Origin of the sequence: Streptomyces rubellomurinus, assembly GCF_000961885.1 — a bacterium.
Lineage (GTDB): Bacteria > Actinomycetota > Actinomycetes > Streptomycetales > Streptomycetaceae > Kitasatospora > Kitasatospora rubellomurina.
Genome location: NZ_JZKH01000031.1, coordinates 22,738 through 46,134 on the forward strand (window position 1 = coordinate 22,738; position 23,397 = coordinate 46,134).

Here is a 23,397-nt window from a genome sequence, read left to right on the forward strand (position 1 = left end):
CGCTCACCCGTGCTCCCGGGGCCTGAACCGGCAGCGCGAGAACCGCTCACTACCAGTCGACAACCGGTCAGGCAACGACAGGAAGTGATTCCAGTCGATCTTTGTTACTGGTTAGGCTTTCAAATGTTCTCAAGGTTAAAGTCGATCCCATGCATGCCTGGCCCGCCTCCGAGGTTCCCGCCCTGCCTGGTCAGGGGCTCCCCCTCCGTATCTTCGACACCGCAGCGGGCACGGTCCGCGAGGTGGTGCCGCAGGACGGCACCGCCCGGATCTACGTCTGCGGCATCACGCCCTACGACGCGACCCACATGGGCCACGCCGCCACCTACAACGCGTTCGACCTGGTGCAGCGCGTCTGGAAGGACGCCGGCCACGACGTCCTGTACATCCAGAACGTCACCGACGTCGACGACCCCCTGCTGCAGCGCGCGGTCGAGACCGGCCAGGACTGGGTGGCCTTGGCCGAGCGCGAGACGGCCCTGTTCCGCGAGGACATGACCGCCCTGCGGCTGCTCCCCCCGGCGCACTACGTCGGCGCCGTCGAGTCGATCCCGTGGATCGTCCCGCTGGTCCAGAAGCTGCTGGCCTCCGGCGCCGCCTACAAGGTCGACGAGGACATCTACTTCTCCGTCGACGCCGACCCGCACTTCGGCGAGGTCTCCGGCCTCACCCGCGAGGCCATGCGCCCGGTCTTCGCCGAGCGCGGCGGCGACCCGGACCGCCCCGGCAAGCGCAACCCGCTCGACGCGCTGCTCTGGCTGGCCGCCCGCCCGGGCGAGCCCGCCTGGGACACCGAGCTCGGCCACGGCCGCCCCGGCTGGCACATCGAGTGCGTGGCCATCGCGCTGCAGTACCTGGGCATGTCCTTCGACCTCCAGGGCGGCGGCAGCGACCTGTCCTTCCCGCACCACGAGATGGGCGCCTCGCACGCCCAGGTCGCCACCGGCGGCCACCCGTACGCCAAGGCGTACGTGCACGCCGGCATGGTCGCCCTGGACGGCAAGAAGATGTCCAAGTCCCGCGGCAACCTGGTCTTCGTCTCCACCCTGCGCCGCGAGGGCGTCGACCCGGCGGCGATCCGCCTGGCGCTGCTCTCGCACCACTACCGCCAGGACTGGGAGTGGACCAAGGGCGTCCTGGACGAGGCCGTCGAGCGCCTCGCCCGCTGGCGCGCCGCCGTCTCCCGGCCGGACGGTCCGGCCGCCGAGCAGCTGCTCGCCGAGGTCCGCTCGGCGCTGGCGAACGACCTGGACGCGCCCGCCGCGCTGGCCGCCGTCGACCGCTGGGCGGCGCAGCAGGAGACCGAGGGCGGCACCGACATCGGCGCCCCCGGCCTGGTCACCCGCACCGTGGACGCCCTGCTCGGCGTCGCGCTGTAACCGACTCGTACGCAACGCCGAAGGGGCGTCAGGACAGCTGGTCCTGACGCCCCTTCGGCGTTCCCGCCCCGAAGTGCGGCGACTACTCCTCCTCGGCCCCGTCCGGGCTCTCCCGGGCCGGGCCCGGCGCCTCCGGCTCGGCCGGTCGTTCCGCCGTCGCGTGCCCGGCCACCGGCTTCTCGCCGGTCGGCCCGACGTTCTCCCGGCGGCGCAGGTAGCGCTCGAACTCGCGGGCGATGGCGTCGCCCGAGGCCTCCGGCAGCTCGGCGGTGTCCTGCGCCTCCTCCAGCTGCTGCACGTACTCGGCGACCTCGCTGTCCTCGGCGGCCAGCTGGTCCACACCGATCTGCCAGGCCCGGGCGTCCTCGCCGAGCTCGCCCGGCGGGATCCGCAGGTCCAGCAGGTCCTCCAGCTTGTTGACCAGCGCGAGGGTCGCCTTCGGGTTCGGCGGCTGCGACACGTAGTGCGGCACCGCCGCCCAGAGCGTCACGGCCGGCACCCCGGCGTGCGTGCAGGCCTCCTGCAGCACCCCGACGATCCCGGTCGGGCCCTCGTAGCGGCTCTCCTCCAGGTCCAGCCGGCGGGCCAGCTCCGGGTCGGAGGTGACGCCGCTGACCGGCACCGGGCGGCTGTGCGGAGTGTCCCCGAGCAGCGCGCCCAGGATCACCACCAGCTCGATGCCCAGCTCGTGCGCGAAGCCCAGCAGCTCGTTGCAGAACGAGCGCCAGCGCATGCTCGGCTCGATCCCGCGCACCAGCACGACGTCGCGGGTGGTCGGCTCGGTCACCCGGATCACCGAGAGCCTGGTGGTGGGCCAGGTGATCCGGCGGATGCCGCCGTCCAGCCAGATCGTCGGCCGGTTGACCTGGAAGTCGTAGTAGTCCTCAGCGTCCAGGGCGGCGATCACCTTGCCGCCCCAGGTCTCGTCCAGGTGGGCGAGTGCGGCGGAGGCGGCGTCGCCCGCGTCGTTCCAGCCCTCGAAGGCGCAGACCATCACCGGGTCGATCAACTCGGGAACATCTTCCAGCTCGATCACCCAGCGTCTCCCTCCGGTCGGTGGCCCCACCGGCGCCGCCCCGGCTGTCCTGCCGGGCCGCGACGGATCGGCCGCCGACGGTCGAACCTCTCGTCTCCCGTGGAACGCCTGGCTCCACGGTCCCTACCTGCCCAGCCTACGGGCTTTGATGCGCCCGGGGCCCCGGGCGTCCGGGCACCGGGACAGTCTGGGGGAGCGGGCCGCCCCGATCCAGCGGATATCGGGACGGGCCGGTCCGTCGGGCCGTCGGCCCGCGCACGGTGGCCGGCCGGTGACCCGGTGCGACGGGCGTGCCGCCCGGGCCCGGCGGCGCGATGATGAACGGGCGGGGGCCGGGCGGAAGGGGCCGGAGCGATGAGGCGATGGCTGTGGATCGGCGCGGGAACGGCGACGGTGACGGCGGCCGGCGCCGGGCTGCTGCTGGCGGATCGGGCCGGCCGGCGGCTGCCCGTCGAGCACGTCACCGAGGGCGGGCTGGAGCTGGCCCAGTCGCCCGGCGCGGTCTGGGAGGTGCTGACCGACATCGACCTGTACCCGGCCTGGCGCCCCGAGCTCACCCACGTCGAGCGGCTGCCCGCCGCGGCCGGCGGCCGCCCGCGCTGGCGCGAGTACGGCCGGCACGGCCACACCACGTACGAGGTGGTGGCGGACGAGGCGCCGCACCGGCTGGTGACCGGCATCGCGGACCCGGACCTGCCGTACGGCGGCACCTGGACCTTCCAGCTGGCCCCTGCGGGGGAGGGCTGCTCGCTGACCGTCACCGAGCGCGGCGAGGTCCGCAAGCCGCTGTACCGGGCCGTCTCGCACTACCTGACCGGCGAGGACGCCGGGGTGCACCGGTTCCTGGCCGCGCTGGCCCACCGGATGGCCGCGCCGGCCGAGGCCGCTTAGGGCTCGACCCAGCCGCGCCGGTAGTCCGCCCAGTTCTCGGGCGTCGCGGCGAAGTCCACGTACAGCGCGACGCCGAAGTTGCGCCGCCCCGGGTCCTGCCGGCCGAGGCCCAGCCGGACGCCGCGCACGGCCGCCGGGACCGTCTCGGCGTCGCCCCAGTGGCCCCACTTGTCGTCCCGGAAGAACGGCAGGCCCATCAGCAGGTCGACGTCCGGCGGGGTGGCCTCCAGCGCCAGCTCGGTCTGCAGCGCGACGTAGCCGCCGTACAGCGGTTCGGTGGGCATCGAGGTGTCATAGCTCATCACCGCGATCTGGTCGACCCGGCGGGCGGTCGCGCGGAAGTAGTCCTGGTCCCACCACTTGCCGTGGTCGGTGAGCAGGATGCCGGCGGTGTGCAGCCCGGGCACCGGGTCGATCTGCGGGACGGCCACCGACAGCAGGGCGCCGCGCGCGGCCGTCACCGGGCGGACCTGGTCCAGCAGGGCGAGCCAGCCGGCCGTGCCGGGGCGGATCGGTTCCATGTCGAAGTGCACGCCGTCGAAGCCCTGGTCCAGCACCTGCCGGGCGGCGGCGGTGACCCGCTCCCGGGTGGGGGCGTCGTCGAGGTCCAGGGCGTCCTTCTCCGGCTTGACCTCGTCGCCCAGCCAGCCCTGCACCCGTACGCCGGGCAGCACCCGGTGCGCGGCCTCGGTGAACCAGCGGGCCTTCGGGTGGACGGCGGGCGGCAGCGAGCCGTCGTGCTCCAGCGGGCCGGTGTGGACGTACAGGTCGCGGATGCCGGTGCCGGCCAGCTGCCGGGCGAGCGCCGCGACGTCGGCCTCGGTCTTGCGGCCGTCCACCCAGGCGTGGCCGAGCCAGACGGCGTCCTTGCCCCGGGTGCGGGCGTCGGCGGACGGTTCACCCGAGTAGTGCAGCCGGATCGCGGCGAACGCCGAGCCCAGCGTGGCGGCCGGGACGGCCGCCGCGACGACCAGGACCAGGAGCGTCCGGCGCCACCAGGACCAGGCGCGCCAGCGGTCGCGCACCGTACGGAACGGAGCCGCCAGAGCCCGGCCGACACGTCGCGGAACTGTCCGGAATCGGCTCACGCGGATGCTCCCCCCAAGCAGTCGAACGCTCAGCATACGGAATGCGGCGGCGCGGGCCTGGACAAGCCGGATACGCTGGCGACGTGCGCGCCCGATCAAGCGGGCCGCAAAGCCGACAGCCGTCGCACCAGGGAGAAGCCCCATGGCCACTGCAGCCGATCCGTCCATCACCCAGCAGAGCCGCGCGAACGCGCTGCGTGAAGCACTCGCCACCCGGGTGGTGGTGGCCGATGGTGCGATGGGCACCATGCTCCAGGCGCAGGATCCGACCATGGAGGACTTCCAGAACCTCGAGGGCTGCAACGAGGTCCTGAACATCACCCGGCCCGACATCGTCCGTTCCGTCCACGAGGCCTACTTCGGCGTCGGCGTGGACTGCGTGGAGACCAACACCTTCGGCGCCAACTTCTCGGCGCTCGGCGAGTACGAGATCTCGGAGCGCATCTTCGAGCTGTCCGAGGCCGGCGCCCGGATCGCCCGTGAGGTCGCGGACGGGCACGCCGCCGCGGACGGCCGCACCCGCTGGGTGCTCGGCTCGATCGGCCCCGGCACCAAGCTGCCGACCCTCGGCCACGCCCCGTACGAGGTCCTGCGGGACGGCTTCCAGCAGAACGCGGCCGGCCTGATCGCGGGCGGCGCCGACGCGCTGCTGGTCGAGACCAGCCAGGACCTGCTGCAGACCAAGGCCGCCATCCTCGGCTCCAAGCGTGCCCTCGCCGAGGCCGGGCTGGACCTGCCGGTGCTGGTGCAGGTGACGGTCGAGACCACCGGCACCATGCTGCTCGGCTCGGAGATCGGCGCCGCGCTCACCGCGCTGGAGCCGCTGGGCGTCGACTACATCGGCCTGAACTGCGCCACCGGCCCGGCCGAGATGAGCGAGCACCTGCGCTACCTGGCCAAGAACGCCCGGATCGGCCTGTCCTGCATGCCGAACGCGGGCCTGCCGGTGCTCGGCAAGGACGGCGCCCACTACCCGCTGTCCCCGGCCGAACTGGCCGACGCGCACGACGTGTTCACCCGCGAGTACGGCCTCTCGCTGGTCGGCGGCTGCTGCGGCACCACCCCCGAGCACCTGCGCCAGGTGGTCGAGCGCGTCCAGGGCCGCCCGATCTCCCCGCGCGACCCGCAGCCCGAGCCCGCGGCCGCCTCGCTGTACCAGGCGGTGCCGTTCCGTCAGGACACCTCGTACCTGGCGATCGGCGAGCGCACCAACGCCAACGGCTCGAAGAAGTTCCGCGAGTCGATGCTGGCCGGCGACTGGCAGGCCTGCGTGGAGATCGCCCGCGACCAGATCCGGGACGGCTCCCACCTGCTGGACCTGTGCGTCGACTACGTCGGCCGCGACGGCGTCGCCGACATGAAGGAGATCGCGGGCCGGCTGGCCACCGCCTCCACCCTGCCGATCGTGCTGGACTCCACCGAGCCGGACGTCCTGCGGGCCGGCCTGGAGGCCCTGGGCGGCCGCGCGGTGCTCAACTCGGTCAACTACGAGGACGGCAACGCCCCGGACTCCCGCTTCGGCCGGATCGCCTCGCTGGCCCGCGAACACGGCGCCGGCCTGATCGCGCTGACCATCGACGAGCAGGGCCAGGCCCGCACCGCCGACGCCAAGGTGGAGATCGCCGAGCGGCTCATCGCCGAACTCACCGCCGACTACGGCATCGACGAGGGCTCGATCCTGGTCGACTGCCTCACCTTCACCCTGGCCACCGGCCAGGAGGAGTCCCGCAAGGACGGCATCGAGACCATCGAGGCGATCCGCGAGCTCAAGCGCCGCCACCCGAAGGTGCAGACCACCCTCGGCCTGTCGAACATCTCCTTCGGCCTCAACCCGGCCGCCCGCGTGGTGCTCAACTCGGTCTTCCTGCACGAGTGCGTGGAGGCCGGCCTGGACTCGGCGATCGTGCACGCCTCCAAGATCCTGCCGATCTCCCGGATCCCCGAGGAGCAGCGCGAGGTCGCCCTCGACCTGATCCACGACCGCCGCCGGGACGGCTACGACCCGCTGCAGCGCCTGCTGGAGCTGTTCGCCAACGTCTCCAGCGCCGACGTCAAGGCCTCCAAGGCCGAGGAGCTGGCCGCCCTCCCGCTGGACGAGCGGCTGCAGCGCCGGATCATCGACGGCGAGCGCAACGGCCTGGAGGCCGACCTGGACGAGGCGCTGGCCGGGCGCCCCGCGCTGGAGATCATCAACGAGACCCTGCTGGCCGGCATGAAGGTGGTCGGCGAGCTCTTCGGCTCCGGCCAGATGCAGCTGCCGTTCGTGCTCCAGTCCGCCGAGGTGATGAAGACCGCGGTGGCCCACCTGGAGCCGCACATGGAGAAGTCCGACAGCGAGGGCAAGGGCACCATCGTGCTGGCCACCGTCAAGGGCGACGTCCACGACATCGGCAAGAACCTGGTCGACATCATCCTGTCCAACAACGGCTACAACGTGGTCAACCTGGGCATCAAGCAGCCGGTCTCGGCGATCCTGGACGCCGCCAAGGAGCACAACGCGGACGTGATCGGCATGTCCGGCCTGCTGGTGAAGTCCACCGTGATCATGAAGGAGAACCTGGAGGAGCTGAACCAGCGCAAGCTGGCGTCCAGTTACCCGGTGATCCTCGGCGGCGCGGCGCTCACCCGCGCCTACGTCGAGCAGGACCTGCACGAGATCTACGAGGGCGAGGTCCGCTACGCCCGGGACGCCTTCGAGGGCCTGCGGCTGATGGACGCGCTGATCGCGGTCAAGCGCGGCGTGCCCGGCGCGACCCTGCCGGAGCTGAAGCAGCGCCGGCACGCCCGGGCGGAGGTCCAGGAGCCGGAGCCCGAGGTCAACCTCGGCCAGATCCGCTCGGACGTCGCGGTCGACAACCGGGTCCCGACCCCGCCGTTCTGGGGCGACCGGATCGTCAAGGGCATCCCGTTCGCCGACTACGCCTCCTGGCTGGACGAGGACGCGCTGTTCAAGGGGCAGTGGGGCCTGAAGGCCGCCCGCTCCGGCGAGGGCCCGTCCTACGAGGAGCTGGTGGAGACCGAGGGCCGGCCGCGGCTGCGCGCCTGGCTGGACCGGCTGCAGACCGAGGGCTGGCTGGAGCCGGCCGTCGTCTACGGCTACTACCCGGCGAACTCCAAGGGCGACGACCTGGTCGTCTTCCACGAGGACGGCACCGAGCGCACCCGCTTCACCTTCCCCCGCCAGCGGCGCGGGCGCCGGCTCTGCCTGGCCGACTTCTTCCGCCCGGAGGAGTCCGGCGAGCGGGACGTCCTCGGCCTGCAGGTGGTCACCATGGGCAACCGGATCTCCGAGGCGGCCAACGAGCTGTTCGCCGGGAACTCCTACCGCGACTACCTGGAGCTGCACGGCCTGTCCGTCCAACTGGCCGAGGCGCTGGCCGAGTTCTGGCACGCCCGGGTCCGCTTCGAGCTGGGCTTCTCGGACGAGGACCCGCAGGACGTCAGGGACATGTTCGCGCTCAAGTACCGCGGCGCGCGCTTCTCGCTCGGCTACGGGGCCTGCCCCGAGCTGGAGGACCGCGCCAAGATCACCGAGCTGCTGAAGCCGGAGCGGATCGGCGTGGTGCTGTCCGAGGAGTTCCAGCTGCACCCGGAGCAGTCCACCGACGCGATCGTGATCCACCACCCGGAGGCGAAGTACTTCAACGCGCGGTAACCCGGCTGCCCCGTTCCGTTCGCTCTTTCCGGAGGCGGCGGGCGTATCCTTGATGATCCTGAACGGGCCGGTCCGCTCACCAGCGGGCCGGCCTGTGCCATCCCCGAGGTGCGCCGTGGCGCAGCGAGGGGCACTGCCGGAAGGACTCCCGCCATGACCACCATCTCCACCGCCACGCGCGTGCTCGACCACGGTGACCGGGGCCTGCAGGCGGTGCTGCTGGACATGGACGGGACGCTGGTGGACACCGAGGACTTCTGGTGGCAGGCCGAGGCCTCGCTCTTCGCCGAGCTGGGCCACCGGCTGGACGAGGCGGACCGCGCCCACGTGGTCGGCGGCCCGATGACCCGGGTGATGGAGTACCTGGTCGCCCGCACCGGGGCGGACATCTCCCCGGCCGACCTCGGCGTCCTGGTGAACGAGCGCTTCGTGGAGCTGCTGGCCGGCGGCGTGCCGCTCATGCCGGGCGCCGAGCGGCTGCTCAACACCCTTGACGCGCACGGGATCCCGGCCGCCCTGGTGTCCGCCTCGCACCGGCACGTGATCGACATCGTGCTGCGCTCGCTGGGCGCCGAGCACTTCGCCTTCAGCATCGGCGGGGACGAGGTGGCGCGCACCAAGCCCTTCCCGGACCCGTACCTGGAGGCGGCCCGCCGGCTGGGCGCCGAGCCGGCCCGCTGCGTGGTGGTCGAGGACACCCCGACCGGGGTGCGCGCGGGCGAGGCGGCCGGCTGCCAGGTGATCGCGGTGCCCTCGGTGGCGCCGATCGAGCCGGCGCCGGGGCGGCTGGTGGTCTCCTCGCTGGAGCAGGTGGACCTCGACCTGCTGCGGTCGCTGGTCACCGCGCGAGTGTGATTGTCATCTCATTGCGGGCGCGCCCTACTCGCCGGTAAGGGGCCCGGGCCTCCACGTCACGCACGGTGACCGGGGGAGAAAACGGTCATTGTCTGACAAGTCGTCGGGGCGGGCGCACTGCCCACAAGGGCCGTGTCCCAAACGTCATCTTCGCGGGTATCGGTCGTACATGTTCGATATGGCACGCTACTCGGGTTCGCCGCCGGCTCCGCCGGACCGCACCCAGAAGGAACACGTGCCCGTGAAGACTCCCGCCAGACGCCTGTCAGTTCTCGGCTGCGCCGGTCTGGTCGCCGTGACGGTGGCCGGCTGCGGATCGGTCACCGACGCCGTCAACGGCGACGGCGGCAGCAAGTCGATCACCATGGGCACCCGCGGCCTCACCAGCGTCCTGGACCCGGCCGGCGCCTACGACACCGGCTCGTGGCTGGTGCTCTCCAACACCTTCCAGTCGCTGCTCGCCTTCCCTCCCGCCGCCAGCGCCCCGACCCCGGACGCCGCCCAGTCCTGCGAGTTCGTCAGCGGTGACACCACCCAGTACCACTGCGTGCTCCGCCCCGGTCAGAAGTTCGCCAACGGCCACGCCCTCACCGCCGCCGACGTCGTGTTCTCGATCCAGCGGACCAAGAAGATCAAGGACCCGAACGGTCCGGGCGGCCTGCTGGACACGATCAAGTCGGTCGAGGCGAAGGGCGACAACGAGGTGGTCTTCCACCTCTCCGCACCCGACGCGACCCTGCCGGCCAAGCTGGCCACCCCGGCCGGCGCCATCGTCGACCACGAGGTCTACCCGGCCGACAAGCTGCTCGACAACGACAAGGTCGTCGGCTCCGGCCCGTACAAGCTCGACTCGGTCGAGACCATGACCCCCCAGGGCGGTAGCGCCAAGGTCCTCGCCAAGGTCGTGCTGACTCCCAACGGCAAGTACGCGGGCGACGCCAAGCTGCAGAACGACAAGTTCACCGTGCGGTACTTCGACAGCCCCACCGCGCTGAAGGACGAGTTGGACAAGGGCGGTGTCGACCTCACCGACAACAGCCTGGAGCCGAACACCGCCGCCCGGATCCTCGACGACCAGCAGAGCGGCAAGGGCGACCTGACCGTCGTCGAGGGCGAGAGCTCCGACACCAACTCGATCGCCTTCAACACCAAGGACGCCACCACCGGGAACCTCGCCGTCCGTCAGGCCGTGGCGCAGCTGGTCGACCGGAAGGCCCTCGCCCGCGACGTCTTCGCGCGCACCGTCCAGCCGCTGTACTCGATGGTCCCGACCGGCATCACCGGCCACAACACCGCCTTCTACGACAAGTACGGCGACCCCGACGTCGCCAAGGCCAAGGCGATCCTCGCCGCCGCCAAGGTCCCCCTGCCGGTCAAGCTCAACCTCGCCTCGGGGCGCTCGCGCACCGGCACCAACGAGATCGACACGCTGAAGCGCCAGTTGGAGACCGGCGGCCTGTTCCAGGTCACCGCCCAGGTGGAGAACGACTCGGCCGCCTACCAGAAGGGCCGGAGCGAGGGCAAGTACCAGGCGTACCTGGTCGGTTGGACCGCGGACTACCCGGACCCCGACAACTACATCGGGCCGCTGGTCACCGAGGACAGCGTCTACCGCACCGGGTGGGAGGACGACCGGATCAGTCAGAAGCTGCTGCCGGACGGCCTCAAGCAGGCCGACCGCGGCGCCACGAACGGGATCTACAACCAGGTCCAGGGCATCGTCGCGGAGAACGTGCCGCTGATCCCGATGTTCCAGACCAAGGCCTTCTTCGCGGCCAAGCCGTACGTCACCGGCGTCGAGTCGACCATCGACACCACCGGCGTCTTCCGCTTCTGGGAGATCGGCCGCAACAAGAAGAAGTAGCGCCCCGCGCACGGCGGCCCGCCGCCTCCCCCGAGCCCGGGGGAGGCGGCGGGCCGCTCGGCGTCCTACAGGGTGCCCGGGCGCACCAGCCCGCTCTCGTACGCGTACACCGCCGCCTGCACCCGGTCGCGCAGCTGGAGCTTGGTCAGCACGTGGCCCACGTGGGTCTTCACCGTGGTCTCGCTGACGAACAGCTCGGCCGCGATCTCCGCGTTCGACAGGCCGCGCGCCACCAGCTTCAGCACCTCCAACTCCCGCTCGGTCAGGGCCCCGAGGGCCTGCGGCGGGGCCTCCTCGCCGGACGGCAGCTTGGTGGCGTACATGTCCAGCAGTCGGCGGGTGATGCTCGGCGCCAGCATCGCCGCGCCGTCCGCGACCACCCGGATCGCCTGCACCAGCTCCTCCGCCGGGACGTCCTTCAGCAGGAAGCCGCTGGCGCCCGCGCGCAGCGCCTCCACCACGTACTCGTCCAGGTCGAAGGTGGTCAGCACCAGCACCTTGGCCGGGCCGTCGCGCCCCGGCCCGGCGATCCGGCGGGTCGCCTCGACGCCGTCCATCCGCGGCATCCGGATGTCCATCAGCACCACGTCGGGCTGCAGCGCCCGCACCTGGTCCAGCGCCTGCTGGCCGTCACCGGCCTCGCCGACCACCACCAGGTCGGACTCGGCCTCCAGGATCATCCGGAAACCGGTGCGCAGCAGCGGCTGGTCGTCGACCAGCAGCACTCGGATCGTCACTCGGACTCCTTGCTCATCGGATCCCCCGTGGGATCGTGCTCATTCCGACGTTCGGGCCTGCAGCGGCAGCGGGTACGGCGGCGGGGTGCCGCCGAACTCCGGGCAGCTGGCCTGGTGGTCGCACCAGTCGCAGAGCCGGTTGCGGGTCGCCGGGAAGTCCCCGGTGGCCACCGCGTGGCTGATCCGCTCCCAGAGCGCCTGCAGCTTGCGCTCCACCGCCAGCAGGTCGGCCTCGTCCGGGTCGTAGCTCACCACGTTCCCGCCGCCGCCGAGGTAGACCAGCTGCAGCCGCTTGGGGACCACGCCCTTCCACCGCCACACGACCAGCGCGTAGAACTTCATCTGGAACATCGCCTTGCCCTCGAAGTCCCGCGAGGGCGCCCGGCCGGTCTTGTAGTCCACCAGCCGGACCTCGCCGGTCGGGGCGACGTCGACCCGGTCGATGTAGCCGCGCAGCAGCAGCCCCGACTCCAGCGCCGTCTCCACGTACAGCTCGCGCTCCACCGGGTGCAGCCGGGTCGGGTCCTCCAGCGCGAACCACTGGCCGACCAGCTTCTCGGCGTCCGCCAGCCAGCGGGTCAGCGCCGCGCCGTCCGGGTCCTCCGGGAACAACCCGCCCAGCTCCGGCCGTTCCCCCAGCAGCCGCTCCCACTGGGGGCGCAGCAGGCCCAGCGCCCGCTCCGGCGTCCGCTCGGCCGCCGGGCTGTCGAACAGCCGCTCCAGCACCGCGTGCACCAGGGTGCCCCGGGTCGCGGCGGCGCTCGGCGGCTCCGGCAGCCGGTCGATCACCCTCAGCCGGTACAGCAGGGGGCAGGTCAGGAAGTCCCCCGCGCGGGACGGGGACAGGCCGGTCGGCGGCGCCGCCGGGCGGGGCGCGGCCCCGGCGGCGGCGGGGGTGTCGGTCTGCTGCATGCCTACGACCCTATTGCCCCTCGCTGCCATCCCGCTGCCACCCGACTGCCACGGCGGCCGCGCAGTGGGTATGAAGGGAGCGTGGGGCGCGGGGCGGCGCCGGGCCGCGATCACGTAGCGTGGGCGCACCGGGGCACGACGGGGGATGACGACCGAAGGGATCACGGTGAGCGACAGCAGGGGGCAGCAGACCTCCGACCAGCCACCGCGGGACGACCGCGGGCGCCCGGCGGGCGGCCCGCCGGAGCGGCCCGAACGCGGCGGCGGCATCCTGATGGGCCGCCCCTTCGGCGTGCCCGTCTACGTCACCCCCTCCTGGTTCGTCATCGCCGCGCTGATCACCTGGGTCTTCGGCGGCCAGCTCGGCGACGTCCTGCCCGACCTGGGCACCGCCCGCTACCTGGTCGCGTTCTTCTTCGCCGTCGCCTTCTACGCCTCCGTCCTGGTCCACGAACTCGCCCACACCCTCGTCGCGCTGCGCTACCGGCTCGGGGTCCGGCGGATCCAGCTGCAGTTCTTCGGCGGGGTGTCCGAGATCGAGAACGAGGCCACCTCGCCCTGGCGGGAGTTCTGGCTGGCCTTCGTCGGCCCGCTGCTCTCGCTGCTGCTCGGCGGGGTGTTCTACCTCGGGGTGCGGGCAGTGGAGCTGTCCACCGTCCCCGGGGTGCTGCTCACCGGGCTGATGGTCTCCAACCTGGTGGTCGCCGCCTTCAACCTGCTGCCCGGCCTGCCGCTGGACGGCGGCCGGATGCTGCGCGCCGTGGTCTGGGCGGCCACCGGCCGGCCGATGGCCGGCACCGTCGCCGCCGCCTGGGCCGGCCGGGCGCTGGCGATCGCCGTCCTGATCGGCCTGCCGCTGGTCAGCGCCGCGCGCAACGTCGAGCGCACCACCACCGACACCCTGGTGGACGCGGTGCTGGCCGCCGTCCTCGCCGCGATCATCTGGAACGGCGCCACCGGCAGCCTGCGCAACGCCCGGCTCAAGGAGGTGCTGCCCGGCCTGCGGCTGCGCGACCTCGCCCGCCGGGCCGTCGAGGTCACCGCCGACACCCCGCTCGGCGAGGCGCTGCGGCGCGCCCGCGAGGCCCAGGCCGGCGCGGTCGTCTTGGTGGACGGCCGGGGCGAGCCGATCGCCATCGTTCGCGAGTCCGCGGTACGGGCCGTACCGGAGCACCGCCGCCCCTGGGTCGCGGTCGGGGCGCTCTCCCGCGACCTCGAACCGGGGATGCGGCTGGACGCCGATCTCAGCGGCGAGGCCCTGCTGCGGGCCGTCCAGGCGACCCCGGCGGGGGAGTACCTGGTGGTCGAGGCGGACGGCCGGATGTACGGCGTCGCCGCGCTCACCGACATCGAGCAGCGCCTGACCGCCGCCGTCGCCGGGCACTGATCGGCCCCGGTCGGGAAGGGGGACGCACTTCCCGTAGGATTGCCCGCATGTCCGAACCGACCGGTGCCGCCCGCCGACGCGGGCCCTTCCAGGTCGGGGACCAGGTCCAGCTGACCGACCCCAAGGGTCGCCACTACACGTTCACGCTCCAGGCCGGGAACCAGTTCCACACCCACAAGGGTGCGTTCCCCCACGACGAGCTGATCGGCGCCCCCGAGGGCACGGTCGTGCGCACCACGGGGAACGTCCCGTACCTCGCGCTGCGCCCCCTGCTCCCCGACTACGTCCTGTCCATGCCGCGCGGCGCCGCCGTGATCTACCCCAAGGACGCGGGTCAGATCCTGGCGATGGCCGACATCTTCGCGGGTGCCCGCGTGGTCGAGGCCGGCGTCGGCTCGGGCGCGCTCAGCACGTACCTGCTGCGCGCCGTCGGCGAGCAGGGCATGCTCGCCTCCTACGAGCGCCGGCAGGACTTCGCCGACATCGCGCAGGGGAACGTCGAGCGCTACTTCGGCGGCCCGCACCCGGCGTGGAAGCTCACCGTGGGCGACCTCCAGGACAACCTGGTCGAGACCGACGTCGACCGCGTCATCCTCGACATGCTGGCCCCCTGGGAGTGCCTGGACGTCGCCGCCAAGGCGCTCGTCCCCGGCGGCCTGATCTGCTGCTACGTGGCCACCACCACGCAGATGTCGCGGACCGTCGAGGCGCTGCGCGAGCACGGCAGCTTCACCGAGCCGCAGGCCTGGGAGACCATGGTCCGCACCTGGCACCTGGAGGGCCTGGCCGTCCGCCCGGACCACCGGATGATCGGCCACACCGGCTTCCTGCTCACCGCCCGCCGCCTGGCGGACGGCGTCGAGCCGCCGCTGCGCCGCCGCCGTCCGGCCAAGGGCGCGTACGGCGAGGACTACGACAACGGGGCGCCGGAGCCCACCCTGCAGGAGCGCGCCGCGGCCCGCAAGGCCGCCCGCGAGAGCGGGACCGAGCAGCCCGACCTGGGCTGAGCACCTGTGCACGCGTGAGGGGTGGCACGAGCAAGAGCTCGCGCCACCCCTTCGCCGTTCACGCCACCCGCGTGTGGGACGATGCTCGCTCACCCACACCACTGGAGGGGACGCCTGGTGGAGACCGCGGTCAAGGCGACGGCTGGACAGCAGACCCCGCAGGGCCGGAACCGGCCCGGGCACGTGCGGACTTCCCCCTGGCACTGGGCCCTCGCCCTGGCCGGCTGCGGCGCGGTGGTCGCCGCCACCCTCGCCGCCGCCCCGGCGACCGGCACCCCGGCTCCCCTGCACCACACCGCGGCGGCCCTGCCGCCGAGTGCCGCACCCGACCCGGCGAAGGCCCAACTCCCGCTCGACTGCGGCCCGTTCCCGGTGAAGACGGTGCTGGCCGTGCCCGCCACGCTGGCCGACGGGCGGCCCGCCACGGTCGTCGCCGCACGCTGTGACGCCGTCAACGGCACCCCGCCGGACGCCGTCTACCTGCTCGGCTTCGGCGCCGACCACCGCCCGGCGGTGCTGGCCACCCTGCTCTCCGAGCGCGAAAACCTCACCGTGGGCCGGCTCGCGCTGCGTTCGGACGGCGCCATCACCGGCCACGCGCAGGGGTATTCGAGCGAGGACGTGCCGCGCTTCAGCCCGGACATCTCACTCGACCTCACCTGGAAGCAGAAGGGCGGCGGCTGGGAACGCTCCCAGTCCGCCGCCCCGACGACCCTCAGCTAGCGCTAGTCGGCGTCCGGCCCGTACACCTCGACCCGGTCCGAGACCCGGCGCACGTGGATGCACTCGCCCGGGCACTCCTTGGCCGAATCCACCACGTCCTGAAGGAGCGTCAGCGGCACCGGGGCGGTCTCCCCGGGCTGCTGGCGCAGTTCGTCGTCCGGGCCCTTCACGTAGGCCAGGCCGTCGATGTCCAGTTCGAAGACCTCTGGGGCGTACTGCACGCAGATGCCGTCACCGGTGCACAGGTCCTGGTCGATCCACACCTCCAGAGGCTCGGTCGCCACCGCGGTCCGCTCGGTCACCGACATCGTTCCCTGCCGTTTCTGTCCCGGGTCGCCCGCATTCCTGGGGCAATCCCGCCATTCGTACAACGATCGGAGCCGGCACTGCGGTCGCGATCGGATATCACTTCGCTCGACGATACATCTGGCCCGCTTTGGCCGGTGCGCGGTGGGTATCCCCTTAGCAGAGGGGAAGCACGCTGGGGCGAAGATCGGACACGCCCGTTCCATCTTTCTTGATCTAGGGGTTTACGGACCCCTGGTCCCAGGTAGGGTCTGGAAGCGTCCAGCTCCCCGGAGGAGGTGAGGACCGTGGCAGCCCACGATGACGACTACAACCGCAGCACCGGCAGGCCCGCTCGTGGTTCCGACGAGGCCGCTCAGGTCTCGTTCCTTGAGCAGGAAATCGCCGTGCTGCGCCGCAAGCTCGCCGACTCGCCGCGCAATTCGAGAATCCTCGAAGAGCGGATCGTCGAGCTCCAGACCAACCTGGCCGGCGTGACCGCCCAGAACGAACGGCTCGCCTCCACCCTGCGCGAGGCCCGCGACCAGATCGTGGCCCTCAAGGAGGAAGTGGACCGGCTGGCCCAGCCCCCGGCCGGGTTCGGCACCTTCCTCGAGGCGAACGAGGACGGCACCGCCGACATCTTCACCGGCGGGCGCAAGCTCCGCGTGAACGTCAGCCCCACCGTCGCCCTCGACGAGCTGCGGCGCGGCCAGGAAGTGATGCTCAACGAGGCCCTCAACATCGTGGACGCGATGGCCTTCGAGCGCATCGGCGAGATCGTCACCCTCAAGGAGGTCCTCGAGGACGGCGAGCGCGCCCTGGTCATCGGCCACACCGACGAGGAGCGGGTGGTGCGCCTCGCCGAACCGCTGCGCGAGGCCACCGTCAGGGCGGGGGACGCCCTGCTGCTGGAGCCCCGCTCCGGCTACGTGTACGAGGTGGTGCCGAAGTCCGAGGTCGAGGAGCTGGTCCTCGAGGAGGTCCCGGACATCGACTACCGGCAGATCGGCGGCCTGAGCAACCAGATCGAGCTGATCCGCGACGCGGTCGAGCTGCCGTACCTGCACGCCGACCTCTTCCGGGAGTACGAGCTGCGCCCGCCCAAGGGCGTGCTGCTCTACGGCCCGCCCGGCTGCGGCAAGACGCTGATCGCCAAGGCGGTCGCCAACTCGTTGGCCAAGAAGGTCGCCGAGGTGACCGGCCGCCCGCAGGGGAAGAGCTACTTCCTCAACATCAAGGGCCCCGAGCTGCTCAACAAGTACGTCGGCGAGACCGAGCGGCAGATCCGGCTGGTGTTCCAGCGGGCCCGGGAGAAGGCGAGCGAGGGCACGCCCGTCATCGTCTTCTTCGACGAGATGGAGTCGCTGTTCCGCACCCGCGGCTCCGGCGTCAGCTCGGACGTGGAGAACACCATCGTCCCGCAGCTGCTCGCCGAGATCGACGGCGTGGAGGGCCTGGAGAACGTCATCGTCATCGGCGCCTCGAACCGCGAGGACATGATCGACCCGGCGATCCTGCGGCCCGGCCGCCTGGACGTCAAGATCAAGATCGAGCGCCCGGACGCCGAGGCCGCGAAGGACATCTTCTCCAAGTACCTGAAGGACTCGCTGCCGTTCCACCCGGACGACCTGAAGGAGCACGACGGCTCGGTCGACACCACGGTGGCCGCGATGATCCAGTCGGTCGTGGAGCGGATGTACTCCGAGACGGAGGAGAACCGCTTCCTGGAGGTCACCTACGCCAATGGTGACAAGGAGGTCCTGTACTTCAAGGACTTCAACTCCGGCGCGATGATCCAGAACATCGTCGACCGCGCGAAGAAGATGGCCATCAAGGACTTCCTCGACCACGGCCAGCGCGGTCTGCGCGTCTCCCACCTGCTCGCCGCCTGCGTGGACGAGTTCAAGGAGAACGAGGACCTGCCCAACACCACCAACCCGGACGACTGGGCCCGCATCTCCGGCAAGAAGGGCGAGCGGATCGTCTTCATCCGCACGCTCGTCACCGGCAAGCAGGGCGCCGAGTCCGGCCGCTCGATCGACACCGTCGCCAACACGGGCCAGTACCTGTAAGGCACGCGGTGACCCGGGCCGGCAGCGGTCCCCGGAGCAGTACGCACACCGTCCGGCTGTGGCGCCTCGCGGCCCCGCAGCCGGACGGCGCGTCTCGGGGCCCGCCGTCCGGCGCCGGGTTCTAGGCTCGACCCACCGTTCGCGGGCAGAGGAGCGCCGGCGCCGGTGTTGTTCAGCGGGACGTCGGCGTGTTCCGTCCGTGGGGGCGGGACACCAGGCAAGGAGGGCCGCATGACCGTACGGCGCGTGATGGGCATCGAGACCGAGTACGGGATCTCCGTGCCCGGGCACCCCAACGCCAACGCCATGCTCACCTCGTCCCAGATCGTCAACGCGTACGCGGCGGCGATGCACCGGGCACGGCGGGCCCGCTGGGACTTCGAGGAGGAGAACCCGCTGCGCGACGCGCGGGGCTTCGACCTCGCGCGGGAGGTGGCGGACGCCAGCCAGCTGACCGACGAGGACATCGGCCTCGCCAACGTCATCCTGACCAACGGGGCCCGGTTCTACGTGGACCACGCGCACCCCGAGTACAGCTCGCCCGAGGTGACCAACCCGCGCGACGCCGTGCTCTGGGACAAGGCCGGCGAACGGATCATGGCGGCCGCCGCGCGGCGCGCGCTGGAGCTGCCCAACGGGCAGACCATCCACCTGTACAAGAACAACACCGACAACAAGGGCGCCTCCTACGGCACCCACGAGAACTACCTGATGAAGCGGGCGACGCCGTTCGCCGACATCGTCCGCCACCTCACCCCGTTCTTCGTCTCCCGCCAGGTGATGACCGGCGCCGGCCGGGTCGGCATCGGCCAGGACGGCTCGGCGCACGGCTTCCAGATCAGTCAGCGGGCGGACTACTTCGAGGTCGAGGTCGGCCTGGAGACCACCCTCAAGCGGCCGATCATCAACACCCGGGACGAGCCGCACGCGGACGCCGAGAAGTACCGCCGGCTGCACGTGATCATCGGGGACGCCAACCTCTCCGAGATCTCCACCTACCTCAAGCTGGGCACCACCTCGCTGGTCCTGTCGATGATCGAGGACTCCTTCATCGCCTCCGACCTCGCCGTCGACCAGCCGGTGCGCACCCTGCACCGGGTCTCCCACGACCCGGACCTCAAGCACCTGATCACCCTGCGCAACGGGCGCAAGCTCACCGCCGTCCAGCTCCAGCTGGAGTACTTCGAGCTGGCCCGCAAGTACGTCGAGGACCGCTTCGGCACCGACGCCGACGAGCAGACCGTGGACGTGCTGGCCCGCTGGGAGGACGTCCTCGGGCGGCTGGAGCGCGACCCGATGTCGCTCTCCCGGCAGCTGGACTGGATCGCCAAGCGGGAGATCCTGGAGGGCTACCGCAGCCGGGACGCCCTGGAGTGGGACAACCCGCGGCTGCACCTGGTCGACCTCCAGTACAGCGACGTACGGGCCGAGAAGGGCCTCTACAACCGCCTGGTGGCCCGCGGCCGCTTCGAGCGGCTGGTCACCGAGGAGGAGGTCGAGCGGGCCGTCACGCAGCCCCCGGAGGACACCCGGGCGTACTTCCGCGGGCGCTGCCTCGACCAGTACGCCGAGCACGTCGCGGCGGCCTCCTGGGACTCGGTGATCTTCGACCTGCCGGGCCGGGACTCGCTGCAGCGGGTGCCCACGCTGGAGCCGCTGCGCGGCACCCGCAACCACGTCAAGGAGCTGCTGGACCGCTGCCGCACCGCGGAGGACCTGCTCCGCGTCCTGGCCGGCGGGTAACTTTTCGATCACCACGGGTGAACGTCCGCCGAATGGGAATCATCCGGGGTGGCAGCGGGTGTTGGACAGGAAGCGCCACCGGTGAACCGGGAGCAGCAGTCGCACCTTGTGTATAGGGTCGGTGCAGCAGCACCGATCGAACCGTGCCAGACGAATCGAGCGGGGTGAGGGAAATGGCGAGCAAGGACACCGGCGGCGGCCAGCAGCGGGCGAACCGCTCCTCCGAGGAGGTCGAGGAACAGGCCGCGGAAACCCAGAATTCCGACGACCTCAAGGAGCGCCAGGAAAAGCTGAGCGACGACGTCGACGCGGTACTGGACGAAATCGACGAGGTGCTCGAGTCGAATGCGGAGGATTTCGTCCGCGGATTCGTTCAGAAGGGCGGGCAGTAGCCCCTCCCCGGAATTCCGGAATTCACGGTCGCGACCGTCGAACGCGGCCGGGCGGCGCCGTCCGCCCGGCCGTCCGGCACCGGCCCCTCCGAGCGTGGACGATGATCGTCGGCCGGTAGGGTGCGGGCAGCGTGCGCTTCAAGCTACCTGGAAGGAATCGTGTGGAAGCCAACACTCGCGGCACCGGGCGTCTACCGGCTGCCTTCCTGACCCCGGGGTCGTCCTCGTTCCTCGACTTCCTCGCCGAGCACAAGCCGGAGCTCCTGCCGGGCCACGGCGGGCTCCCCGCGGGCACCGTGGTCGAGGCCCCGCACGGGACCACGATCGTCGCCGCGGTCTTCGACGGCGGCGTGGTGATCGCGGGTGACCGCCGGGCGACGATGGGCAACGTGATCGCCCAGCGCGACATCGAGAAGGTGTTCCCGGCCGACGAGTACAGCGCGGTCGGCATCGCCGGCACCGCCGGCCTCGCGGTCGAGATGGTCCGGCTGTTCCAGCTGGAGCTGGAGCACTACGAGAAGATCGAGGGCACCACGCTCTCCCTGGAGGGCAAGGCCAACCGCCTCACCACCATGATCCGGGGCAACCTCGGCATGGCGATGCAGGGCCTGGCCGTCGTCCCGATGTTCGCCGGCTACGACCTCGACCGGGGCCGCGGCCGGATCTTCAACTACGACGTCACCGGCGGGCGTTCGGAGGAGCGGGGCTTCGCGGCCACCGGCTCCGGCTCGGTCTTCGCCCGCGGCTCCCTGAAGAAGCTCTACCGCGAGGACCTGACGGCCGAGCAGGCCGCCACCCTGGTCGTCCAGGCGCTGTACGACGCGGCCGACGACGACTCCGCCACCGGCGGCCCGGACCTCGCCCGCAAGATCTACCCGATCGTCTCGCTGATCACCGAGGACGGCTTCCGCCGGCTCACCGAGGCGGAGGTCGCCGAGATCGCCGTCGCCATCACGGACGAGCGCCTGGCCCGTCCGAACGGCCCGCAGGCCCCGCTGATCTAGCCATCACCTCACCAGGAAGGGACGACCGCCGGTGTCGACACCGTTCTACGTCTCGCCCCAGCAGGCCATGGCGGACCGCGCGGAGTACGCCCGCAAGGGCATCGCGCGCGGCCGCAGCGTGGTCGTGCTCACCTACGCCGACGGCATCGTCTTCGTCGCCGAGAACACCTCGCGGGCGCTGCACAAGGTCTCCGAGATCTACGACAAGATCGCCTTCGCGGCGGTCGGCCGCTACAACGAGTTCGAGAACCTGCGCATCGGCGGCGTCCGCTACGCCGACCTGCGCGGCTACTCCTACGACCGGGCCGACGTCACCGCCCGCGGGCTCGCCAACGTCTACGCCCAGACCCTGGGCACCATCTTCTCCTCGGTCGGCGAGAAGCCGTACGAGGTCGAGCTGATCGTGGCCGAGGTCGGCCGCGGCGTCGACCAGGACCAGATCTACCGGCTCACCCCGGACGGCTCGGTCGTCGACGAGAAGAACTACGTGGTGGTCGGCGGCAACGCCGACTCCATCGGCAACTACCTGGGCCAGCGCCACCGCGCGGGGCTGAGCCTGACCGAGGCGGTCAGGGTCGCCGTGGACTCGCTCGCCCGCGACCCCAACGGGGGCAGCCCGCGCACCCTCACGCCGGAGCAGCTGGAGGTGGCCGTCCTCGACCGCCAGCGGTTCCAGCAGCGCAAGTTCAAGCGGATCCTGGGCAACCAGCTCGGCCGGTTGCTCGACGGGGACCAGTCCGCCGAGGCGGACGACGAGGAGCCGGCGGCCACCCCGCCGGCCGGCGAGTAGTACGGCGGAGTCCCGTGCGGCGGCGCGACCGCCGTGCGGGACTCCGGTGCCCCTGCGGCGGCCCAGTCGTCGTGGAGGCGGTTTCGGACAGCTCCACAAGCAAAGGAGTGCTCATGGACCGCCGGATTTTCGGGCTGGAGAACGAGTACGGCGTGACCTGCACGTTCCGCGGGCAGCGACGGCTGTCGCCGGACGAGGTGGCGCGGTACCTGTTCCGCCGGGTCGTCTCCTGGGGCCGAAGCAGCAACGTCTTCCTGCGCAACGGCGCCCGGCTCTACCTCGACGTCGGCTCGCACCCCGAGTACGCCACCCCCGAGTGCGACGACGTCGTCGAGCTCGTGACCCACGACAAGGCCGGCGAGCGGATCCTCGAAGGCCTGCTGGTGGACGCCGAGCGGCGACTGCACGAGGAGGGCATCGCCGGCGACGTCTACCTCTTCAAGAACAACACCGACTCGGCCGGGAACTCCTACGGTTGCCACGAGAACTACCTGGTGGCCCGGCACGGCGAGTTCTCCCGGATCGCGGACGTGCTGATCCCGTTCCTGGTCACCCGGCAGCTGATCTGCGGCGCGGGCAAGGTGCTGCAGACCCCGCGCGGCGCGGTGTACTGCGTCAGCCAGCGGGCCGAGCACATCTGGGAGGGCGTCAGCTCCGCCACCACCCGCTCCCGCCCGATCATCAACACCCGGGACGAGCCGCACGCGGACGCCGAGCGCTACCGCCGGCTGCACGTGATCGTCGGCGACTCCAACATGTCCGAGACCACCACGCTGCTCAAGGTCGGCGCCACCGACCTGGTGCTGCGGCTGATCGAGGCCGGCGTGGTGATGCGCGATCTCACCCTGGAGAACCCGATCCGGGCGATCCGCGAGGTCAGCCACGACCTCACCGGCACCCACCAGGTGCGGCTCGCCAACGGCCGCGAGGCCAGCGCGCTGGACATCCAGGAGGAGTACTACAGCAAGGCCCTGGAGTTCGCCGACCGCAAGGGCCTCAACACCGGCACCGTCGCGCAGGTCCTCGACCTGTGGGGCCGCACCCTGGAGGCCGTCCGCACCGAGCGGCTGGACGGGGTGGCCACCGAGATCGACTGGATCATGAAGTACAAGCTCATCGAGCGCTACCGCGAGAAGCACCAGATGAGCATGTCCAACCCGCGGGTGGCGCAGATCGACCTCGCGTACCACGACATCCACCGCCGGCGCGGCCTGTTCTACCTGCTCCAGGGCAAGGGGCAGGCGCGGCGGGTGACCACCGACCTGAAGACCTTCGAGGCGAAGTCGGTGCCGCCGCAGACCACCCGGGCCCGGCTGCGCGGGGACTTCATCCGCCGGGCGCAGGAGCAGCGGCGGGACTTCACGGTGGACTGGGTGCACCTGAAGCTGAACGACCAGGCGCAGCGGACGGTGCTCTGCAAGGACCCGTTCCGTTCGGTGGACGAGCGGGTGGAGAAGCTGATCGCGGGGATGTAGCCCGCGCGTTCGTGATCAAGGTGCGGTCCGGCCCCGGTGGTGTCTACCGGGGCCGGACGCGTGCCGGGCATACGCTGTCCGTCGAGTCTGGAGAGCCGA

Annotated in this window: 19 protein-coding genes; 14 read left to right on the forward strand and 5 right to left on the reverse strand. The window is 71.6% G+C overall.

What is annotated here, in order from left to right; genetic code table 11:
* Positions 1–149 precede the first annotated feature (149 nt).
* Positions 150–1,379, forward strand: coding sequence for a cysteine--1-D-myo-inosityl 2-amino-2-deoxy-alpha-D-glucopyranoside ligase (gene mshC / locus VM95_RS16905; protein ID WP_045697512.1), 1,230 nt, complete (start codon positions 150–152; stop codon positions 1,377–1,379).
* Positions 1,380–1,461: 82 nt separating this feature from the next.
* Here the strand turns inward: mshC and VM95_RS16910 are convergent, their stop codons facing one another.
* Complete coding sequence (locus VM95_RS16910) at positions 1,462–2,415, reverse strand: PAC2 family protein (protein WP_045697514.1); 954 nt, start codon at positions 2,413–2,415, stop codon at positions 1,462–1,464.
* Positions 2,416–2,769: 354 nt separating this feature from the next.
* Here VM95_RS16910 and VM95_RS16920 point away from each other — a divergent pair, with 354 nt between their 5' ends.
* The gene (locus VM95_RS16920) at positions 2,770–3,306 is read left to right on the forward strand and encodes an SRPBCC family protein (protein ID WP_078860030.1); all 537 of its coding nucleotides are present in this window, start codon (positions 2,770–2,772) and stop codon (positions 3,304–3,306) included.
* Here the strand turns inward: VM95_RS16920 and VM95_RS16925 are convergent.
* The gene (locus VM95_RS16925) at positions 3,303–4,331 is read right to left on the reverse strand and encodes a glycoside hydrolase family 18 protein (RefSeq protein ID WP_341846011.1); all 1,029 of its coding nucleotides are present in this window, start codon (positions 4,329–4,331) and stop codon (positions 3,303–3,305) included. The genes VM95_RS16920 and VM95_RS16925 overlap by 4 nt on opposite strands.
* A gap of 205 nt (positions 4,332–4,536) precedes the next feature.
* On the opposite strand from VM95_RS16925, the gene metH reads away from it, so the two are divergent.
* From metH to VM95_RS16940, 3 genes are all read left to right on the forward strand, one after another.
* Entirely contained in the window at positions 4,537–8,049 is a 3,513-nt protein-coding gene (gene metH / locus VM95_RS16930; protein WP_045697520.1) for a methionine synthase, read from the forward strand.
* 153 nt (positions 8,050–8,202) lie between these two features.
* Positions 8,203–8,904, forward strand: a complete 702-nt coding sequence (locus tag VM95_RS16935; protein ID WP_045697524.1) for an HAD family hydrolase — start codon at positions 8,203–8,205, stop codon at positions 8,902–8,904.
* A gap of 241 nt (positions 8,905–9,145) precedes the next feature.
* Complete coding sequence (locus tag VM95_RS16940; RefSeq protein WP_063773513.1) at positions 9,146–10,768, forward strand: ABC transporter substrate-binding protein; 1,623 nt, start codon at positions 9,146–9,148, stop codon at positions 10,766–10,768.
* Between the two features lie 65 nt (positions 10,769–10,833).
* On the opposite strand, the gene VM95_RS16945 is transcribed toward VM95_RS16940, so the two are convergent.
* Together VM95_RS16945 and VM95_RS16950 are read right to left on the reverse strand one after the other, a co-directional pair.
* Entirely contained in the window at positions 10,834–11,505 is a 672-nt protein-coding gene (locus tag VM95_RS16945) for a response regulator (protein WP_045697526.1), read from the reverse strand.
* 39 nt (positions 11,506–11,544) lie between these two features.
* Positions 11,545–12,417, reverse strand: a complete 873-nt coding sequence (locus tag VM95_RS16950; protein ID WP_052706588.1) for a RecB family exonuclease — start codon at positions 12,415–12,417, stop codon at positions 11,545–11,547.
* A 145-nt stretch (positions 12,418–12,562) separates the two neighbouring features.
* Here VM95_RS16950 and VM95_RS16955 point away from each other — a divergent pair, with 145 nt between their 5' ends.
* The 3 genes from VM95_RS16955 to VM95_RS16965 all read left to right on the forward strand — a co-directional run bounded on the left by VM95_RS16955 (position 12,563) and on the right by VM95_RS16965 (position 15,534).
* On the forward strand, positions 12,563–13,804 hold the full coding sequence (locus VM95_RS16955; protein WP_107072987.1) for a site-2 protease family protein: 1,242 nt from the start codon (positions 12,563–12,565) through the stop codon (positions 13,802–13,804).
* 47 nt (positions 13,805–13,851) lie between these two features.
* Positions 13,852–14,811, forward strand: a complete 960-nt coding sequence (locus VM95_RS16960; RefSeq protein WP_045697530.1) for a tRNA (adenine-N1)-methyltransferase — start codon at positions 13,852–13,854, stop codon at positions 14,809–14,811.
* A 117-nt stretch (positions 14,812–14,928) separates the two neighbouring features.
* On the forward strand, positions 14,929–15,534 hold the full coding sequence (locus VM95_RS16965) for a hypothetical protein (protein ID WP_052707413.1): 606 nt from the start codon (positions 14,929–14,931) through the stop codon (positions 15,532–15,534).
* 2 nt (positions 15,535–15,536) lie between these two features.
* Here VM95_RS16965 and VM95_RS16970 read toward each other — a convergent pair whose 3' ends face one another.
* Complete coding sequence (locus VM95_RS16970; protein WP_045697532.1) at positions 15,537–15,842, reverse strand: ferredoxin; 306 nt, start codon at positions 15,840–15,842, stop codon at positions 15,537–15,539.
* 285 nt (positions 15,843–16,127) lie between these two features.
* On the opposite strand from VM95_RS16970, the gene arc reads away from it, so the two are divergent.
* The 6 genes from arc (at position 16,128) to pafA (ending at position 23,298) form a co-directional block, all read left to right on the forward strand.
* Positions 16,128–17,894 carry a proteasome ATPase gene (arc, locus tag VM95_RS16975; protein WP_045697534.1) on the forward strand — a complete coding sequence of 589 codons (1,767 nt, stop codon included), beginning with the start codon at positions 16,128–16,130 and terminating at the stop codon, positions 17,892–17,894.
* 231 nt (positions 17,895–18,125) lie between these two features.
* A complete protein-coding gene (gene dop, locus VM95_RS16980; RefSeq protein ID WP_045697537.1) occupies positions 18,126–19,637 on the forward strand; it encodes a depupylase/deamidase Dop in 1,512 nt (503 codons plus the stop codon).
* Positions 19,638–19,810: 173 nt separating this feature from the next.
* Positions 19,811–20,029, forward strand: coding sequence for a ubiquitin-like protein Pup (locus VM95_RS16985; protein WP_031069167.1), 219 nt, complete (start codon positions 19,811–19,813; stop codon positions 20,027–20,029).
* 161 nt (positions 20,030–20,190) lie between these two features.
* Positions 20,191–21,033: a proteasome subunit beta gene (prcB, locus tag VM95_RS16990; protein WP_045697539.1), complete on the forward strand. Its 843-nt coding sequence runs from the start codon at positions 20,191–20,193 to the stop codon at positions 21,031–21,033.
* A 31-nt stretch (positions 21,034–21,064) separates the two neighbouring features.
* The gene (gene prcA, locus VM95_RS16995) at positions 21,065–21,823 is read left to right on the forward strand and encodes a proteasome subunit alpha (protein ID WP_045697540.1); all 759 of its coding nucleotides are present in this window, start codon (positions 21,065–21,067) and stop codon (positions 21,821–21,823) included.
* 113 nt (positions 21,824–21,936) lie between these two features.
* Positions 21,937–23,298: a Pup--protein ligase gene (gene pafA, locus VM95_RS17000; protein WP_045697542.1), complete on the forward strand. Its 1,362-nt coding sequence runs from the start codon at positions 21,937–21,939 to the stop codon at positions 23,296–23,298.
* Positions 23,299–23,397 lie beyond the last annotated feature (99 nt).

Bases quoted from the DNA above. Each gene is read 5' to 3' on its own strand.
- mshC (WP_045697512.1), top strand. From the start codon at position 150: ATGCATGCCTGGCCCGCCTCCGAGGTTCCCGCCCTGCCTGGTCAGGGG.
- VM95_RS16920 (WP_078860030.1), top strand. From the start codon at position 2,770: ATGAGGCGATGGCTGTGGATCGGCGCGGGAACGGCGACGGTGACGGCG.
- metH (WP_045697520.1), top strand. From the start codon at position 4,537: ATGGCCACTGCAGCCGATCCGTCCATCACCCAGCAGAGCCGCGCGAAC.
- VM95_RS16935 (WP_045697524.1), top strand. From the start codon at position 8,203: ATGACCACCATCTCCACCGCCACGCGCGTGCTCGACCACGGTGACCGG.
- VM95_RS16950 (WP_052706588.1), bottom strand. From the start codon at position 12,417: ATGCAGCAGACCGACACCCCCGCCGCCGCCGGGGCCGCGCCCCGCCCG.
- VM95_RS16955 (WP_107072987.1), top strand. From the start codon at position 12,563: ATGACGACCGAAGGGATCACGGTGAGCGACAGCAGGGGGCAGCAGACC.
- VM95_RS16960 (WP_045697530.1), top strand. From the start codon at position 13,852: ATGTCCGAACCGACCGGTGCCGCCCGCCGACGCGGGCCCTTCCAGGTC.
- VM95_RS16970 (WP_045697532.1), bottom strand. From the start codon at position 15,842: ATGTCGGTGACCGAGCGGACCGCGGTGGCGACCGAGCCTCTGGAGGTG.
- dop (WP_045697537.1), top strand. From the start codon at position 18,126: ATGACCGTACGGCGCGTGATGGGCATCGAGACCGAGTACGGGATCTCC.
- VM95_RS16985 (WP_031069167.1), top strand. From the start codon at position 19,811: ATGGCGAGCAAGGACACCGGCGGCGGCCAGCAGCGGGCGAACCGCTCC.
- pafA (WP_045697542.1), top strand. From the start codon at position 21,937: ATGGACCGCCGGATTTTCGGGCTGGAGAACGAGTACGGCGTGACCTGC.